The sequence below is a fragment of the Lentzea sp. NPDC020367 genome (assembly GCF_044387305.1).
Taxonomy (GTDB): domain Bacteria; phylum Actinomycetota; class Actinomycetes; order Mycobacteriales; family Pseudonocardiaceae; genus Lentzea.
In genome coordinates this window covers 1-16,174 of record NZ_JBIRVV010000024.1, presented here as the reverse complement: position 1 = coordinate 16,174, position 16,174 = coordinate 1, and the positions used below count along the sequence as shown (strand labels likewise).

Here is a 16,174-nt window from a genome sequence, read left to right as displayed (position 1 = left end):
CACTTATGGTCACAGGGCCCTAAGTCACAAAGCGGGCAGGAACTTGTTCGGCCGGACGGGCTCGCTGGACAGGACCAGCGGCGGAGGCCACTCGAACGGCCCAGAGCCGCTGATCATCACCCGAACGCCAACGCGCCGCTCGGCCACTCTGTGTACGCCGGTAGCCTCTTGCCCGTGCCTGCCAAGCTCGAGGGCAAGGTCGCGACCGCCCCGCCCCGCCCCAACGCCATTCGCCCTGCTTCCGTGGCTGCTCTCGCCGCGGTGGCCGACGTGCACCTGACCCGGCCGGCGCATGCCGACGTCCAGGTGTCGGGGGTCACTCTGCGTGCACAGCACGTGGTCGCCGGAGACCTCTACGCCGCGCTGCCGGGTGCCAACGCGCACGGCGCCGACTTCGCCGCTACGGCGATCGCGAACGGTGCCGTCGCCGTGCTGACGGACGAGGCCGGAGCCGCCCGCGACGCTCTCAAAGACGTGCCCGTGCTGATCCACCCGCGCCCACGCGAGGTCGTGGGCCTGCTCGCCGCGCACGTCTACGGACAGCCGTCGAGCAAGATCAAGCTGTGGGGGGTCACCGGCACGTCCGGCAAGACCACCACCACGTACATGATCGAGTCGGTGCTGCGCGCCGCCGGGAAGAACACGGGCCTGATCGGCACGGTCGGCACCCGCATCGGCACCGAGCAGCTCGCCAGCTCGCACACCACGCCCGAGGCGCCGGACCTGCAGGCGCTGTTCGCGGTGATGGCCGAGCGCGGCGTCACCGACGTGGCGATGGAGGTGTCGAGCCACGCGCTGCAGCTGGGCCGCGTCGCCGCCACCGAGTTCGAGATCGGCGCGTTCACGAACCTGAGCCAGGACCACCTCGACTTCCACGCGGACATGGAGGAGTACTTCCAGGTCAAGGCGCAGTTGTTCGACGGCCGCGCGCGCAAGGAGGTCGTCTGCGTCGACGGCGAGTGGGGCGAGCGGCTCGTCAAGCCCGGCACCATCACCGTCGCCACGACCAAGCCCGCCACCTGGACCGCGAGCGACGTCGAGGTGAGCCCGACCGGTGAGCAGACCTTCACCGCGCACGGCCCGGACGGCGACATCCGCATCCACCTCCCGCTCGCGGGCAGCTTCAACATCGCGAACGCCCTGCTCGCCATCGCCTGCCTGCACGTCGAGGGCATCGGCGCGGAGGCGATCGCGGAGGGCCTGAAGAACGTCCAGGTGCCCGGCCGCATGCAGCGCGTCGACGAGGGCCAGGACTTCACGGCCGTCGTCGACTACTCGCACAAGCCCGCCGCCGTCGCGCTCGCGCTCGACGCCGTGCGCGCCAAGACCGACGGCCGGGTGATCATCGTGCTCGGCTGCGGTGGCGACCGGGACCGGGCCAAGCGGCCGTTGATGGGCGAGGCCGCCGCGCAACGGGCCGAGGTGTTGATCATCACCGATGACAACCCCAGGAGCGAAGACGCGTCCTCTATTCGGGCCGCCATGCTCGAAGGGGCCCTCGCCGCGCAGGACCGGGGCGAGGTGCTCGAGATCGGCGACCGGAGGCTCGCGATCCGCAAGGCCGTCGAGCTGGCACTTCCGGGGGACGTCGTCGTCGTGGCGGGCAAGGGACATGAGACGGGACAAGAGATCGCCGGCGTGATCCAACCGTTCTCGGACGTCGAGACGCTGACCGCCGCGATCAGAGAGGCGCACCGTTGATCGCACTCACGCTCGCCGAGATCGCTGAGATCGTCGGCGGACGCCTGCACGCGACCGATGGCAGTCCGGTGGTCACCGGCTCCATCGAGTTCGACACCCGCAAGGTCACCGAGGGAGGCCTCTTCCTGGCACTGCCCGGCGAGCGCGTGGACGGCCACGACTTCGCCGCGCAGGCCGTGGCGTCGGGCGCCGCCGGTGTGCTGGCCGGCCGCGAGGTCGACGCCCCCGCGGTGATCGCGCCGCCGGTGGAGACCAAGCACGCCAACGCCTACGTGCTCGCCGGCGACAAGACCGGTGAGGGCGCCGCGGTGCTCGCGGCGCTGGCCAAGCTCGCCCGCCACGTCACGGACCGCCTGAAGGACCTCACGATCGTCGGCATCACCGGCTCGGCGGGCAAGACGTCCACCAAGGACCTCATCGCCCAGGTGCTCAGCCCGACCGGCGAGACCATCGCGCCACCCGGTTCGTTCAACAACGAGCTCGGCCACCCGTGGACCGCGCTGCGCGCCACCGAGGACACCCGCTTCCTCGTGCTCGAGCTGTCCGCCCGCGGCATCGGCCACATCGCGAACCTGACCGAGATCGCCCCGCCGAAGATCGGTGCCGTGCTCAACGTCGGCACCGCGCACGTCGGCGAGTTCGGCTCGCGTGAAGGCATCGCGCAGGGCAAGGGCGAGCTGGTCGAGTCGTTGCCCGAGGACGGCGTCGCGATCCTGAACGCCGACGACCAGCTGGTCGCGGGCATGGCGAGCCGCACGAAGGCCAAGGTCGTCCTGGTCGGCGAGAGCCCGAACGCGGACGTCCGCGCCGTGAACATCGAACTGGACGAGCACGCCCGCGCGAGCTTCACGCTGAAGACCGCGCAGGGCGACGCCCAGGTCAAGCTGTCGCTGAACGGCCCGCACCACGTGGGCAACGCGCTGGTCGCGGCCGCGATCGCCCTGGAACTGGGCGCCACGCCGGCCGAGGTCGCGCAACGACTGGGGGCGGCCGAACGGGTCTCCGCGCACCGCATGGTCATCACCGACCGGGCAGATGGCGTGACCGTCATCGACGACGCGTACAACGCGAACCCCGACTCGGTGCGGGCGGCGTTGAAGGCGCTCGCGACGATCTCGCGCGCCACCACGCCCGCCCGCCGCAGCTGGGCCGTCCTCGGCCCGATGGCGGAACTGGGCGACGACGCGGTGCGCGAGCACGACGAGATCGGCCGTCTGGTGGTGCGCCTGGACATCAGCAAGCTGGTCGTCGTCGGTGAGGCGGCCCGCGCGATGCACCAGGGTGCGCACCTGGAAGGATCTTGGGGAGACGAATCCGTCAGGGTGCCGGACGCGGACGCGGCGATCGCGCTGCTCCAGGGGGAAGTCCGGCCCGGTGACGTCGTGCTGGTCAAGGCATCGAACGCCTATCGCCTGTGGCGCATTGCCGAGGCCCTGCTGGAGGCAGGAACCAAGTGAAGAGCATCCTGATCGCCGCAGCGATCGCACTGGCAGTGTCGATCCTGCTGACGCCCTACCTGATCAAGATCTTCTCCCGTCAGGGTTTCGGCCAGGAGATCCGTGAGGACGGTCCGCAGCACCACAAGACCAAGCGCGGCACGCCGACCATGGGTGGCCTCGCCATCCTGGTCGCGATGTGGGCCGGCTATCTCGGCACGCACCTGGTGAACTCGATGTCGGCCTCGGCGTCCGGGCAGACCCCGACGGCGTCCGGCCTGCTCGTGCTGATGCTGACGACGTCGCTGGGCATCGTCGGCTTCCTCGACGACTTCATCAAGATCCGCAAGGCCCGCAACCTGGGCCTGAACAAGACGGCGAAGCTGGTCGGCCAGTTCATCGCGACGATCACGTTCGCGATCCTGGTGCTCCAGTTCCCGAACAAGGACGGCCTGACGCCCGCGTCGGTCAACCTGTCGTTCGTCCGCGACATCACCGTGGTCTCGTTCGGCGTCATCGGGTTCATCGTCTTCTGCTACGGCATGGTCGCCGCGTGGTCGAACGCCGTGAACCTGACCGACGGCCTCGACGGCCTCGCCGGCGGTTCGTCGGCGATGGTGTTCGGCACGTACGTCGTGATCTCGTTCTGGCAGTTCCGCTACAACTGCTCCAGCTACGCCGTGGCCGGCTGCTACGACGTGCGCGACCCGCTGGACCTCGCGGTGATCGCCGCGGCCGCGATGGCGGGCTGCATCGGCTTCCTCTGGTGGAACGCCGCTCCGGCCAAGATCTTCATGGGTGACACCGGTTCGCTCGCGCTCGGTGGCCTCGTCGCCGGTCTCGCGATCGCGACCCGCACCGAGCTGCTGATGATCGTCATCGGTGGTCTGTTCGTGGTCGAGGCCCTGTCGGTGGCGTTGCAGGTCGCGGTCTTCCGCACCTCACGACGGCGGCTGTTCCGAATGGCACCGTTCCACCACCACTTCGAGCTCGCGGGCTGGGCGGAAACCACTGTCATCATCCGGTTCTGGTTGATGGGCGGCATCTGCTGCATGTTCGGGCTCGGTGTCTTTTACAGCGAGTGGCTGACGGGCGGGTTCTAAAGCGATGACCAAGCTGGCCGGAACGAAGGTGCTGGTCGCCGGTGCTGGAGTGACCGGCCGGTCCGCGGCGGAGGCGTTGCTCGCGGCGGGCGCCGAGGTCGTGGTGACGGACTCGTCGCCGGAACGGCTGGCGGCACTGGAGACCATGCTCGAAGGCGTCGAACTGGTGCCGGGACTGGTCGAGCCTCCCGCCGGGACGTCGCTGGTCGTCACGAGCCCCGGCTGGCAGCCGTCGAGCCCGTTGCTCGCGGCCGCCTCGTCGGCGGGCATCGAGGTGATCGGCGAGGTCGAGCTGGCCTGGCGGATGGGCACCGAACTCGCCGACCCGCCGGTGTGGCTCGCGGTGACCGGCACGAACGGCAAGACCACGACGGTCGGCATGCTGGAGTCGATCCTGCACGCCGCCGGCGCGGATGCCGTGGCCTGCGGAAACGTCGGCCTGCCGGTCGTGGACGCACTGCTGGCGGGCCGCCGGGTGCTCGCGGTGGAGCTGTCGAGCTTCCAGCTGCACTGGGCGCCGTCGGTGCGGCCGCAGGCGGGCGCGCTGCTCAACCTCGCAGAGGACCACCTCGACTGGCACGGAGGCATGGACGCCTACGCGCAGGCCAAGGCCCAGATCCTCACCGGCGAGGTGGCGATCGGCTGGCTCGACGACGAACTCGTCGGCGACCTGCTGGAGGCCTCGCCCGCGCGGGACCGGATCGGCTTCACCCTGGACGAACCGGAGGACGGTCAGCTCGGCGTGCGCGACGGCTGGCTGGTCGACCGCGCGTTCGCCGACGACGAGGCACTGGTCGAGATCGCGAAGATCCGCCCGGCAGGCCCTCCCGGCATCGCGGACGCTCTCGCCGCCACGGCCCTGGCGCGCGCGTACGGCGTGCCGTCCGAGGCCGTGCGCGAGGGCTTGGAGGCGTTCGAACCGGCCGCGCACCGCGCCGTGCTCGTCACGGTCGACGCGGCGGACGTCAAGTACGTCAACGACTCGAAGGCGACGAACCCGCACGCGGCCGTGGCCTCCCTGCGGGCGTTCGACAGCGTGGTCTGGATCGCCGGCGGACTGCTGAAGGGCGCGTCGGTCGAGGACATGGTCCGCACCGAGGCCCATCGCCTGCGGGGTGCCGTGCTGATCGGCGCGGACCGGCAGATCATCGCGGACGCGTTGGCGAAGCACGCGCCGGACGTGCCGGTGCGGGTGCTCGACGTCGCCGACGACGAGGACCCGATGCACGAGATCGTCCGCACCGCGCAGGAGTTCGCGCAGTCCGGTGACACGGTGCTGCTCGCACCGGCGGCGGCGTCGATGGACATGTTCAGCGACTACGCGCACCGCGGGCAGGCGTTCACGGACGCCGTGAAGCGCCTCACGGGTGGCCGGTAGGGTTCGAAAGGGGTGAGACGTCTCAGCGAAAGGGACGACACGCCCCAGGAATCCCCGTTCGAGCGCTTGACACAGGAGACGATGATCTGGTGACCGTCGTCGCCGACAAGCCGAGAAGCAAGCGGAAGGTTCGTCCCGCGGGCCGCGTCGCCTCGTTGCGCAGCGGTCTGACGTCGTGGATGAGCCGGCCGTTGGCGGACTTCCACCTGTTGCTCGCGATCTTCGGCATGCTCACCGTGCTCGGCCTGGTGATGGTGCTGTCCGCGTCGGCTCCCGGACAGGTCGCGTCGGGCGTGTCCGCGTACAGCGTGTTCCAGAAGCAGCTGATCTACGTCTGCATCGGCGCCGTGCTGTTCTGGGTGATGTTGCGGTTCCCGTTGCGCAAGCTCCGGCACTTCTCGACGGCCGCGATGGCCATCGGCGTCGTGCTGCTGGCGCTGGTGCTGACGCCGCTGGGCGACGTCCGCGGTGGCGCCCGGTCGTGGTTCACCGTCGGGCCGATCTCGTTCCAGCCGATCGAGGCCGTGAAGCTCGCGCTGGCTTTGTGGGGCGCGCACGTCCTGGTCACCAAGCGGGCGTTGCTCTCGCAGTACCGGCACCTGCTGGTGCCCGTCGTGCCGGTCGCGATGCTGGTGTTCGCGCTGGTCATGCTGCAGCCCGACCTCGGCGGCACGATCACGCTCGGCGTGGTGCTGATCGGCCTGCTCTGGTTCGTCGGCGCGCCGATGCGGTTGTTCGGCGTGATCGCCGGCGGCGCGATAGCGGGTGCCGTCGTGCTCGCGATCGGTGCCGCGTACCGGCTGCAGCGCGTGACGTCGTTCCTCAACCCCGACGCCGACCCCGACGGCGCCGGTCTGCAGGCGCGTCAGGCGATGTTCGCGCTCGCCGAAGGCGGGCTGTTCGGCAAGGGGCTCGCGCGGGGCAGCTCGCAGTGGCGGTACCTGCCCAACGTCGAGTCGGACTTCATCTTCGCCGTCATCGGCGAGGAGCTCGGGTTCGTCGGCTGCGCGCTGGTGCTGGTCCTGTTCGGCATGCTCGCGTGGGTCGGGCTGCGGATCGCGTCGCGCAACACCGACCCGTGGATCCGGATCGTGTCCGCGACGCTGACGGTGTGGCTGGTCGCGCAGGCCGCGATCAACATCGGCTACGTCGTGCAGCTGCTGCCCGTCACGGGCCTCACGTTGCCGATGATCTCCTCCGGCGGCACCTCGATCGTGACGACCATGGTCGTGTTCGGCATCCTCGCGAACTGCGCCCGGCACGAGCCCGAGGCCGTGGCGGCGCTGCGTTCGCTCGGTCCCGGACGGGTCGGCGGGCTGCTCAGGCTGCCCGCGCCCGAGGCGTACAAGCCGCCCGCCAAGCGCAAGCCGGTCCGCCCGTCCACGCCTCCGCGCGCACCGGGCAGGCGCACCGCGCAACTCCCGGTCGTCGACGAACGTCGTATGGCTGGACGCTCCGCTCCGCCTTCGGAGTACCGTCGCCGCGAATCGCGGCGGACACAGGGCCGTTCAGAGCAAGGCCGGTCGACCCGCGGTCGCGGGCGATACAACTGATCATCTCTTCGCCGACGAATTGGGAGAAGTCTTGACCGGGCACCCTGCCCCCAGTGGTCCGTGCGTCGTGGTCGCAGGTGGTGGCACCGCGGGTCACATCGAGCCGGCACTGGCGCTGGCCGACGCGGTCATGCGGCTGCGGCCGGACGCGCGCGTCGTCGCGCTCGGCACCGCGCGCGGCCTCGAGAGCAAGATCGTGCCGGCCCGCGGCTACCCGCTGGAGCTGATCCCGCCGGTGCCGATGCCGCGCAAGCCCACGCTGGACCTGCTGAAACTGCCGCTGAACGTGCGTGGCGCCGTGAAGCAGACCCGTGAGGTGCTGGAGCGCGTCGGCGCGGACGTCGTCGTCGGCTTCGGCGGCTACGTGGCGCTGCCCGCGTACCTGGCCGCGCGTGGCCGCATCCCGATCGTCGTGCACGAGGCGAACGCCAAGGCCGGCCTCGCGAACAAGGTCGGCGCCAAGTTCGCCGACCACGTCGCCGCGGCCGTGCCGGACTCCGGCCTGACCGACGCGCAGATCATCGGCATCCCGCTGCGCCAGTCGATCACGACGCTGAACCGCGCCGCGCTGCGTGACGAGGCCCGCCGCTTCTTCGGTCTCGACCCGCACGCGCCGGTGCTGCTGGTGTTCGGCGGTTCGCAGGGCGCGCGTTCGATCAACGAGGCCGTGGCGCCGGTGGCCGCCGAGTTCGCTCGTGCCGGCGTGGGCGTGCTGCACGCGTACGGCCCGAAGAACTCCGTTGCGGTGCAACAGGTTCCGGGCGCTCCGGCGTACGTGCCGGTGCCGTACCTGGAGCGCATGGACCTCGCCTACGCCGCCGCGGACGCCGTGCTGTGCCGTTCGGGCGCGATGACCGTCGCCGAGGTGTCGGCCGTCGGCCTGCCCGCGATCTTCGTGCCGCTGCCGATCGGCAACGGTGAGCAGGCGTTGAACGCCGGTCCGGTCGTCTCCGCGGGCGGTGGCCTGCTGGTGCCGGACTCGGAACTGACGCCGCAGAAGGTCGCGTCGCTGGTGGTGCCGCTGATGGCGGACCGCAACCGGCTGGCGCAGATGTCCGCGGCGACGCTCGGCACCGGCCGTCGCGAGGCGGACGAGATCCTGGCCCGCTCCGTGCTGGAGGTGATCAAGAAGTGAGTCTCGAACGAGTTCACCTCGTCGGCATCGGTGGTGCCGGCATGAGCGGCATCGCCCGGATCCTGCTGGCCCGTGGTGTGCAGGTGTCCGGATCGGACGCCAAGGACTCGCGGACCGTGCTGGCCCTGCGCGCCCAGGGGGCGCGGATCGCCGTCGGCCACGACGCCTCGAACCTGGACCAGCTCGTCGGCGGTCCGACCGAGGTCGTGGTGTCGACCGCGATCAAGGACACGAACCCGGAGTACTCGGCGGCCCGTGAGCGCGGCATCACCGTGCTGCGCCGCGCCGAGGCTCTCGCGGCGTTGATGGAAGACCATCGCGTCGTGTGTGTCGCCGGTACGCACGGCAAGACGTCGACCACGTCGATGCTCACCGTCGCGTTGCAGCACTGCCGTGTCGACCCGTCGTTCGCGATCGGTGGTGACCTGAACGAGTCCGGCGCCAACGCCCACCAGGGCACCGGTGGCGTGTTCGTGGCCGAGGCGGACGAGTCCGACGGCTCGTTCCTGTTCTTCTCGCCGTCCGTCGCCGTCGTGACGAACGTCGAAGCCGACCACCTCGACCACCACGGCACCGTCGAGGCCTACACGGCCGTGTTCGACTCGTTCCTGGAACGGATCGTGCCCGGCGGCGTGCTGGTGTCCTGTGTGGACGATCCCGGTGCGGCGCGGCTGATCACCGAGGCTCGTGCGCGTGGGATCCGTGTGCGCGAGTACGGACGTTCGGCCACCGATGCGCGTCTCGTCGACTACAAGCCGCTCGAGTCCGGTGGCCTGGCGTCGGTCGAGATCGACGGCGCGGCGGTCGAGGTCCGGGTCGCGGTGCCGGGCGAGCACATGGCGTTGAACGCGATCGCCGCGCTGCTGGCCGGTCTGGAACTCGGTGCAGACCAGGCCGGGCTGCTCGAAGGCCTGGCCGCCTTCGGTGGCGTGCGGCGGCGGTTCGAGTTCAAGGGCCGCGGCAACGGCGTCTCGGTCTACGACGACTACGCGCACCACCCGACCGAGGTCGACGCACAGCTGCGTGCCGCGCGTCCGGTCGCGGGCGCGGGCCGGGTGATCGTGGTGTTCCAGCCGCACCTGTACTCCCGGACCCGTACGTTCGCGACCGAGTTCGCCGCCGCGTTGTCGCTGGCGGACGAGGTCGTCGTGCTGGACGTCTACGGCGCCCGCGAGGAGCCGGAGCCCGGCATCACCGGCGCGCTGATCGCGGACCAGGTCACGGCTTCCGTGCACTACGAGCCGTCGTTCGACCGCGTGCCGGCGCTGGTGGCGTCGCTGGTGCGGGAGGGCGACCTGGTGGTGACCATGGGCGCGGGTGACGTGACGATGCTCGGCCCCGAGATCGTCAGCGCGCTGTCATGAGCGCACCGGTTCGCGGCAGGTCCACGCGAGTTCGCTCCGCGAACCGGAGACCGAAGAGTGCTGAGTACCGGGCGCGGCGCAGGGTGATCCTGCGCCGCCGCCTGGTGGCGCTGTTGTGCGTGCTTTCCGTGCTGGCCTTGGCCTACTGCGTGTTCTTCACGCCGTTGCTGGGCGTCCGCCAGGTCGACGTCCGCGGCAACGTGGCGCTGACCGAGGACGAGGTCCGCGCCGTCGCGGCGATCGACTCCGGCTCCCCGTTGGTGCGCCTGGACCTCCAGGAGATCCACGACCGCGTCGCGGGCATCCCGCGCGTCGCCGCGGTCGAGGTCGAACGCCAGCTCCCCGGCACGGTCCGGCTGCTGATCACCGAACGCGCCCCGGTCGGCTCGGTGAAGCTGCCCGACGGCTTCCACCTGGTCGACTCCACCGGCAAGGACTACGCGGTCCTCCCGGCCGCCGCACCGGGCGTTCCCGAACTGGTGCTCACGCTGCCCTCGTCCTCGGACCCGGCCACTCGCGCCGTGGTCGGGGTCGTGAACGGGTTGCCGGAGAAGCTGCGGCCCGAGGTGGTGTCGGTGTCGGCGACGACCGGTGCGGACGTGAAGCTGACGCTCACGGGGGATCGCGTGGTGAAGTGGGGCAGCTCCGACGACACGGCTCGCAAGGGGGCTGTGCTGCTCGTGCTGCTCACACGGGAAGGCAAGACCTACGACGTGTCGTCTCCTGACCTGGCGACGGTTTCCTGACCTTTCAGCCGAGCGTCAGGTGGAAGCCCTGGTGCTTCGCGTCCTGCTCGGAGTGCCAGATGACACCGCGGTTGGCGTTGCCGATCTTCGCTCCGTAGAGCCGCTCGCCCTCGGGAATGCCGCTCACGGTGAACTTGAACGAACATCGGGCTCCCGCACCGCTCTGCAGCGTGCCGACGCCGAGCACCTCGTTGTCCTGGTTGACGATCTCGACCTGGCCGCCGAGGGCGATGTCGGCGTAGCCGCCCGAACCGCAGACGCCGTTCACGGTCATCGAGCCGCTGACCGTGAACACGTTGGGCGAGGCCGAGGTGGACGGCGCGGCCGAACTCGTGTCGGCGGAGCGCAGCAGGTCGGGACCGGTGGCTCTGCCCAGCCCGAAGCCGAGTCCGCCCGCGGTCAGCGCCACCAGTGCGAATCCGATCGCCAGCCACGGTGGCCTGCGTTTCGGCGGTAACTCGGGTCCTACGGTCACTACTGGTGGAAATGGTTCCACTGCGGTCCTTGAATTCGAGGGCGTTACCGGCGTGGTGCCGGCGGCCGTGACGGTGTCGGGATCCGGCGCGGCCGGCGGATCGGGGACCGAGGAATCGGCTGGGAGCACAAGGGATTCTCCTGAGGGTCGCCGGCTAGCCGTTCGGCTTCAGCCGCGCCATCGCGACCCGTACGACGAGGCTGCCGAGCCTGCTCGTGACGAGTTCCAACACGATCGCCTCGATGACGAGCGAACGCACGGACGCGGGTGCGGGTGCCAAGACGTGCCTCCTGGTGATGAACGACTAACGTGCTCATCGGACAGCCACTCGCGGTATTAGCCAGAATGATCGTTGTCACCCGAAGGAAGTACTCATGCCGGGCCACGTCGTGGTGGTGGGCGCCGGTCTCGCCGGACTGTCGGCCGCGTTGCACCTGCAGGGAACCGGTCGCCGGGTCACCGTGCTCGAGAAGGCCGATGCCCCAGGTGGTCGTGCCGGCACCGTTCGCGTCGGCGGGTTCACCGCGGACAGCGGGCCGACCGTGCTGACGATGCCCGAGTACCTGGACGAGGCGTTCGACGCCGTGGGGGAGCGGCTTTCGGACTGGCTGACGCTCGACCGGGTCGATCCCGCCTATCGCGCCCGGTTCGCGGACGGGTCGGGCATCGCGGTGCACACCGATGCCGCCGCGATGGAGGACGAGGTCCGCACCGTCTGCGGGGCAAGGGAAGCGGCCGGGTACCGGGAGCTGCGGCGGTGGCTCGGGGAGCTGTACTCGGTGCAGCGCGAGCACTTCATCGGCGCGAACTTCGACTCGCCGCTCGACCTGCTGCGGCCGGAGCTCGTGAAGCTCGCGACGCTGGGCGGGTTCGGACGGCTGGAACCCCAGTTGCGGCGGTTCTTGCGGGACGAACGGCTGATCAGACTCTTTTCGTTCCAGGCTTTGTACGCCGGTGTGCCGCCACAGCAGGCTCTCGCGGCGTACGCGGTCATCGCGTACATGGACACCATCGCGGGCGTGTACTACCCACGTGGCGGGATGCACGCGGTGCCTCAGGCGTTGGCTGCTGCTGCGACGAAGCACGGTGCGGAGTTCCGTTACGACGCAACGGTCACACGGCTGGAGTGGCGCGGTGCGCGCGTCGCGGCTGTGCACACCGCCGAGGAGCGCATCGAGTGTGACGCGGTGGTCTTGGCGTGTGAGCTGCCGGACGCCTATCGGTTGCTCGGCAAGGCGCCGCAGCGAGTGCTGCCGCATCGGTGGTCGCCGTCCGCGGTGGTGCTGCACGCCGCGACGGACCGCACGTGGGACCTCGGGCACCACAACATCCTGTTCGGGGCGGCGTGGCGGGGCACGTTCGACGAGATCGTCCACAAGGGACGGTTGATGTCCGACCCGTCGTTGCTCGTCACGCACGCGCAGGACGGGCTGCACTACGTGCTGGCGCCGTGCCCGAACCTCCGGACCGGGCCGATCGACTGGGCGCGCGTCGGGCCCCGCTACCGCGACGAACTGGTGCGGACGCTGGAAGCGCGCGGGCTGGACGGGTTCGGCGCGGCGGTGCGGGACGAGGTGCTCGTGACGCCGGTGGACTGGGGCAACGCGGCGGGGACGCCGTTCGGGCTCTCGCACACCTTCGCGCAGACGGGACCGTTCCGGCCGCGCAACGTCGTGCGGGGAGCCGAGAACGTGGCGCTGGCGGGAGCGGGAACCACACCGGGTGTCGGTGTGCCGCCGGTGCTGATCTCCGGACGGCTGGCGGCGCAGCGGATAAATGCGATGCGGTCGCGTTGACGCTCATGCAGGCTGCGCCGCATGACACGCACCGCACCACCACTCGTCGCCGATGAACGCGCGACGTACACGGCCCTGTTGGACTACCTGCGCGCCACGATCGCGCTGAAGGTCGAGGGCCTGGCCGAGGGCGACGCGGCACGGGCTGTGCTGCCGTCGAAGCTGACGACCGCGGCCGGTGTGCTGAAGCACGTGCGGTGGGTCGAGCACCACTGGTTCGAGGTGGTGCTCGCGGGACGTGCGTCGCGGGCCCCGTACACGATGGAGGACCCCGACGCGGACTGGCGCGTCGAGGAGGGCGAGACCCTCGCCGGGTTCCTCGCGGACTACCGCGCGCAGAGCGCGGAGAGCCGGGAGATCCTCGCCGGTCTGGAGCTCGACGCTGAGGTGCCGTTCCGGGGTGACCGGACGGTCTCGGCCCGATGGGTGCTCGCGCACGTCATCGAGGAGACCGCCCGGCACGCCGGTCAGCTGGACGTGGTCAGGGAACTGCTGGACGGAACCGTCGGCGACTAGGACCTAGGCGGGCTGCAGCTCCCACTGCTGCCAGGTGTCGCTCCAGTGCGTGGTCAGGAACATCCAGCCGGTGCCGGGCGTGAGGAACTTCCCGGCGGCCACCTGCCGCAGGCGTGCCGAACCGAGCTTGGTCGGCTCGATCGACCACTGCTGCAGGACCTCGCCGGGCACGCAGTCCGACACCACCTCGGGCACGACGGCTTCGGCCGACGCGACGGCGACGCACTTGCCGTTGGCGACGCTGCGCAACGCCGTCCTGCCCCCGGTGGCCTCGATCCGCTGGAACTTCTGCGCCGGCGAGTCCGTGCACGGAGCCGGCACCAGGCTGGAGCCCGTCAGGCTGATGCAGCCGAAGCGGGCGCCATCGGCCGCGCGGATGCGCACGACCTGACCCGAGGTGTCCGGTAAGGGCTGCGTCATCCCGACGGTGCGCACCAGCCAACGCTGCTCGGCCCGGTCGGTCGGGCTTTGGATCAACACGTCCCGTTCACCGTTTTGCCAGGTCAAGGCCGTGAGGTAGGCCTCTCCGTCGCCGAACCTGATGCGCACGGCACCAGGCGCGTCCGGCATCGACACGGCGAATCCGTGCGCGAGCTCGTCGTCGCACCAGTAGAAGCCGTACGTCTCGCTCAGGCACTCCCTGTTCGCGAGGTTGCGGAGCAGGTGCCTGTTCCCGTCCACCAGAACGACCTCCCAGCGCTGCTCGTCCGCACCGGTGCAGGCAACGATCTGGGTGTCGTGCGGCTCGGTGCCCGCCTGCAGGCACTCGCCGTACGCCATGCTCCTGATCTCGACGATGTTGTTCCCGGTCGTGGCGCTCGCGGGCGCCACCATCACTGCCCCCAGAGCGATCGCGGCCAGCGCGACGCTCAGCAATTTCATCCCCATGAGCCGAAGCTAGCGGGCACCACCGACAGAAAAACGTCGATAGGACGGGCGAGACGATCTCCGATTCGACGTCCGACTAGGCTTGCGGTGCGTCGTCCTCAGGATCGTACGCAACTACTTGACGGCACGACCGGGGAGTAGTAGCGCACAGTGTTGGGACCCTACGGCGTGGCTGCTGGACCGACGCACCGCCGGTGCTTACCGTCCAGCAGGAACATATGGGGTTGACATAACTCTGGACCTCGACGAGAGGTTGAGAGTTTCAATCCGGGTGCATCTCACCCAGCACAGCGCGGACCACGATCAGGAAGGCGGATCCGATGACGCCCCCGCACAACTATCTCGCGGTGATCAAGGTCGTCGGCATCGGTGGAGGCGGCGTCAACGCCGTCAACCGCATGATCGAGGTCGGGCTGAAGGGCGTCGAGTTCATCGCGGTGAACACCGACGCCCAGGCCTTGCTGATGTCTGATGCCGACGTCAAGCTCGACATCGGCCGCGAGTTGACGCGTGGCCTCGGCGCGGGTGCGAACCCCGAGGTCGGGCACAAGGCCGCCGAAGACCACCGCGAGGAGATCGAGGAGGTCCTCAAGGGGGCCGACATGGTCTTCGTGACCGCAGGTGAGGGCGGCGGCACGGGCACCGGCGGCGCGCCGGTCGTGGCCTCGATCGCCCGCAAGCTCGGCGCACTGACCATCGGCGTGGTGACGCGCCCGTTCTCGTTCGAGGGCAAGCGCCGCGCCAAGCAGGCGGAAGACGGCATCCAGGCCCTGCGCAACGAGTGCGACACGCTCATCGTCATCCCCAACGACCGGCTGCTCCAGCTCGGTGACATCGGCGTCAGCCTGATGGACGCCTTCCGGTCCGCGGACGAGGTGCTCCTCTCCGGTGTCCAGGGCATCACCGACCTGATCACGACCCCTGGTCTGATCAACCTGGACTTCGCCGACGTCAAGTCGGTCATGTCCGGCGCGGGCTCGGCGTTGATGGGCATCGGCTCGGCCAGGGGCGAGGGCCGAGCGGTGCAGGCCGCGCAGAAGGCCATCAACTCGCCGCTGCTGGAAGCCTCGATGGAGGGCGCGCACGGCGTGCTGCTGTCGATCGCCGGCGGCTCCGACCTGGGCCTCTTCGAGATCAACGAGTCCGCATCGCTGGTCCAGGAGGCCGCGCACCCGGACGCGAACATCATCTTCGGTACGGTCATCGACGACTCCCTGGGCGACGAGGTCCGGGTCACGGTGATCGCGGCCGGCTTCGACAGCGGCGGCCCCACGCACAAGAAGCTGGAGCCGACGGCGCTGTCCTCGCAGCCGCGGACGGCCACCGGGCCCATTGCTTCTGCTTCTGCGGTGCCCACGCACGTGCAGCAGCCGGTGGCGCAGACTCCGCCGCCTGTGCAGGCGCCTCCGGTTCAGCAGCCGGTTCACCAGCCCGTCCAGCACCAGCCTGAGGTTCGGCAGGCTCCGCCTGCGCAGCAGCCTCCGACCACTGTGCCGCCGCAGCCCTCGCCGGCTCAGGGGAACGGGTACGTGCCTTCGGTGCCTCGGTCGCTTTCGCCCAACGGGTCGTTGCCCTCTCGGCCGGTGCCGGTCACTGAGGACCCGGATGACGAGGTGGATGTTCCGCCGTTCATGCGGCGGTGAGTTTGGCGCGGCTGCGGTAGTTGTGGCTGCGGGGCTTGTGGCTGCGGGACTTGTGGCCGCGTGAACTGTGGTCTTGGCTGCGGGGCTTGTGGTCTTGGCTGCGTGAGCTGTGGTCCCTGACTTGTGGCGATGATCTTGTCGGACCCCCTGAGTAGCGTTTGGGCTCAGGGGGTCTTCCTGTTGGGGGACGCCTGCGTCAGCTTGGGCTGGGTGCGGGCTTGTGGGTGGTGGCCGTGCAGGTGGTGGCCTAGCGGGTGGTCACCTTGCGGACGGCGACCTTGCGTTGAGTTGGTGGGTCGCGACCTTGCGGGTGGGTCACCGTGCGGGCGGCCTGGTTGCCTTGCTTGCTTCCCCTGGGGGCTCTGCCCCCAGACCCCCGGCAATCTGATCGGGGGGTGGCGCCGCCTGCGGGTAGATGGCACGCCTGTTGCGTTGGGCGG

Annotated in this window: 14 protein-coding genes; 11 read left to right on the top strand and 3 right to left on the bottom strand. The window is 70.0% G+C overall.

The features are described 5' to 3' along the window. Positions 1-174: 174 nt before the first annotated feature. From ACH413_RS44635 to ACH413_RS44600, 8 genes are all read left to right on the top strand, one after another. Positions 175-1,701, top strand: coding sequence for a UDP-N-acetylmuramoyl-L-alanyl-D-glutamate--2,6-diaminopimelate ligase (locus ACH413_RS44635; protein ID WP_360048106.1), 1,527 nt, complete (start codon positions 175-177; stop codon positions 1,699-1,701). Then, positions 1,698-3,158, top strand: coding sequence for a UDP-N-acetylmuramoyl-tripeptide--D-alanyl-D-alanine ligase (gene murF / locus ACH413_RS44630; RefSeq protein WP_360048108.1), 1,461 nt, complete (start codon positions 1,698-1,700; stop codon positions 3,156-3,158). The genes ACH413_RS44635 and murF overlap by 4 nt, the downstream gene beginning before the upstream one ends. After that, positions 3,155-4,240 carry a phospho-N-acetylmuramoyl-pentapeptide-transferase gene (gene mraY, locus ACH413_RS44625; RefSeq protein ID WP_319977341.1) on the top strand — a complete coding sequence of 362 codons (1,086 nt, stop codon included), beginning with the start codon at positions 3,155-3,157 and terminating at the stop codon, positions 4,238-4,240. Before murF ends, mraY begins: the two co-directional genes overlap by 4 nt. Before the next feature lie 4 nt (positions 4,241-4,244). Beyond that, entirely contained in the window at positions 4,245-5,618 is a 1,374-nt protein-coding gene (gene murD / locus ACH413_RS44620; RefSeq protein ID WP_360048109.1) for a UDP-N-acetylmuramoyl-L-alanine--D-glutamate ligase, read from the top strand. Positions 5,619-5,707: 89 nt separating this feature from the next. After that, positions 5,708-7,171 (top strand): putative lipid II flippase FtsW, encoded by a 1,464-nt coding sequence (gene ftsW / locus ACH413_RS44615; protein WP_396426012.1) that lies wholly within the window; start codon positions 5,708-5,710, stop codon positions 7,169-7,171. A 31-nt stretch (positions 7,172-7,202) separates the two neighbouring features. Beyond that, complete coding sequence (gene murG, locus ACH413_RS44610) at positions 7,203-8,306, top strand: undecaprenyldiphospho-muramoylpentapeptide beta-N-acetylglucosaminyltransferase (RefSeq protein ID WP_360048110.1); 1,104 nt, start codon at positions 7,203-7,205, stop codon at positions 8,304-8,306. Beyond that, entirely contained in the window at positions 8,303-9,670 is a 1,368-nt protein-coding gene (gene murC, locus ACH413_RS44605) for a UDP-N-acetylmuramate--L-alanine ligase (RefSeq protein WP_360048112.1), read from the top strand. Before murG ends, murC begins: the two co-directional genes overlap by 4 nt. Before the next feature lie 83 nt (positions 9,671-9,753). Next, the gene (locus ACH413_RS44600; protein ID WP_360048113.1) at positions 9,754-10,416 is read left to right on the top strand and encodes an FtsQ-type POTRA domain-containing protein; all 663 of its coding nucleotides are present in this window, start codon (positions 9,754-9,756) and stop codon (positions 10,414-10,416) included. A gap of 4 nt (positions 10,417-10,420) precedes the next feature. Here ACH413_RS44600 and ACH413_RS44595 read toward each other — a convergent pair whose 3' ends face one another. Continuing rightward, positions 10,421-10,891 (bottom strand): hypothetical protein, encoded by a 471-nt coding sequence (locus tag ACH413_RS44595; RefSeq protein ID WP_360048115.1) that lies wholly within the window; start codon positions 10,889-10,891, stop codon positions 10,421-10,423. Between the two features lie 154 nt (positions 10,892-11,045). Further along, positions 11,046-11,171: a hypothetical protein gene (locus tag ACH413_RS44590; RefSeq protein ID WP_281251341.1), complete on the bottom strand. Its 126-nt coding sequence runs from the start codon at positions 11,169-11,171 to the stop codon at positions 11,046-11,048. Between the two features lie 94 nt (positions 11,172-11,265). Between ACH413_RS44590 and crtI the strand changes: the two genes are divergently transcribed. Next, a complete protein-coding gene (gene crtI, locus ACH413_RS44585; protein ID WP_360048116.1) occupies positions 11,266-12,687 on the top strand; it encodes a phytoene desaturase family protein in 1,422 nt (473 codons plus the stop codon). A 21-nt stretch (positions 12,688-12,708) separates the two neighbouring features. Next, positions 12,709-13,203 (top strand): DinB family protein, encoded by a 495-nt coding sequence (locus ACH413_RS44580; RefSeq protein ID WP_360048117.1) that lies wholly within the window; start codon positions 12,709-12,711, stop codon positions 13,201-13,203. Between the two features lie 3 nt (positions 13,204-13,206). Here the strand turns inward: ACH413_RS44580 and ACH413_RS44575 are convergent, their stop codons facing one another. Further along, positions 13,207-14,091 (bottom strand): RICIN domain-containing protein, encoded by an 885-nt coding sequence (locus ACH413_RS44575; RefSeq protein WP_360048119.1) that lies wholly within the window; start codon positions 14,089-14,091, stop codon positions 13,207-13,209. 320 nt (positions 14,092-14,411) lie between these two features. On the opposite strand from ACH413_RS44575, the gene ftsZ reads away from it, so the two are divergent. Next, positions 14,412-15,734: a cell division protein FtsZ gene (gene ftsZ / locus ACH413_RS44570; protein WP_360048120.1), complete on the top strand. Its 1,323-nt coding sequence runs from the start codon at positions 14,412-14,414 to the stop codon at positions 15,732-15,734. Positions 15,735-16,174: the final 440 nt, after the last annotated feature.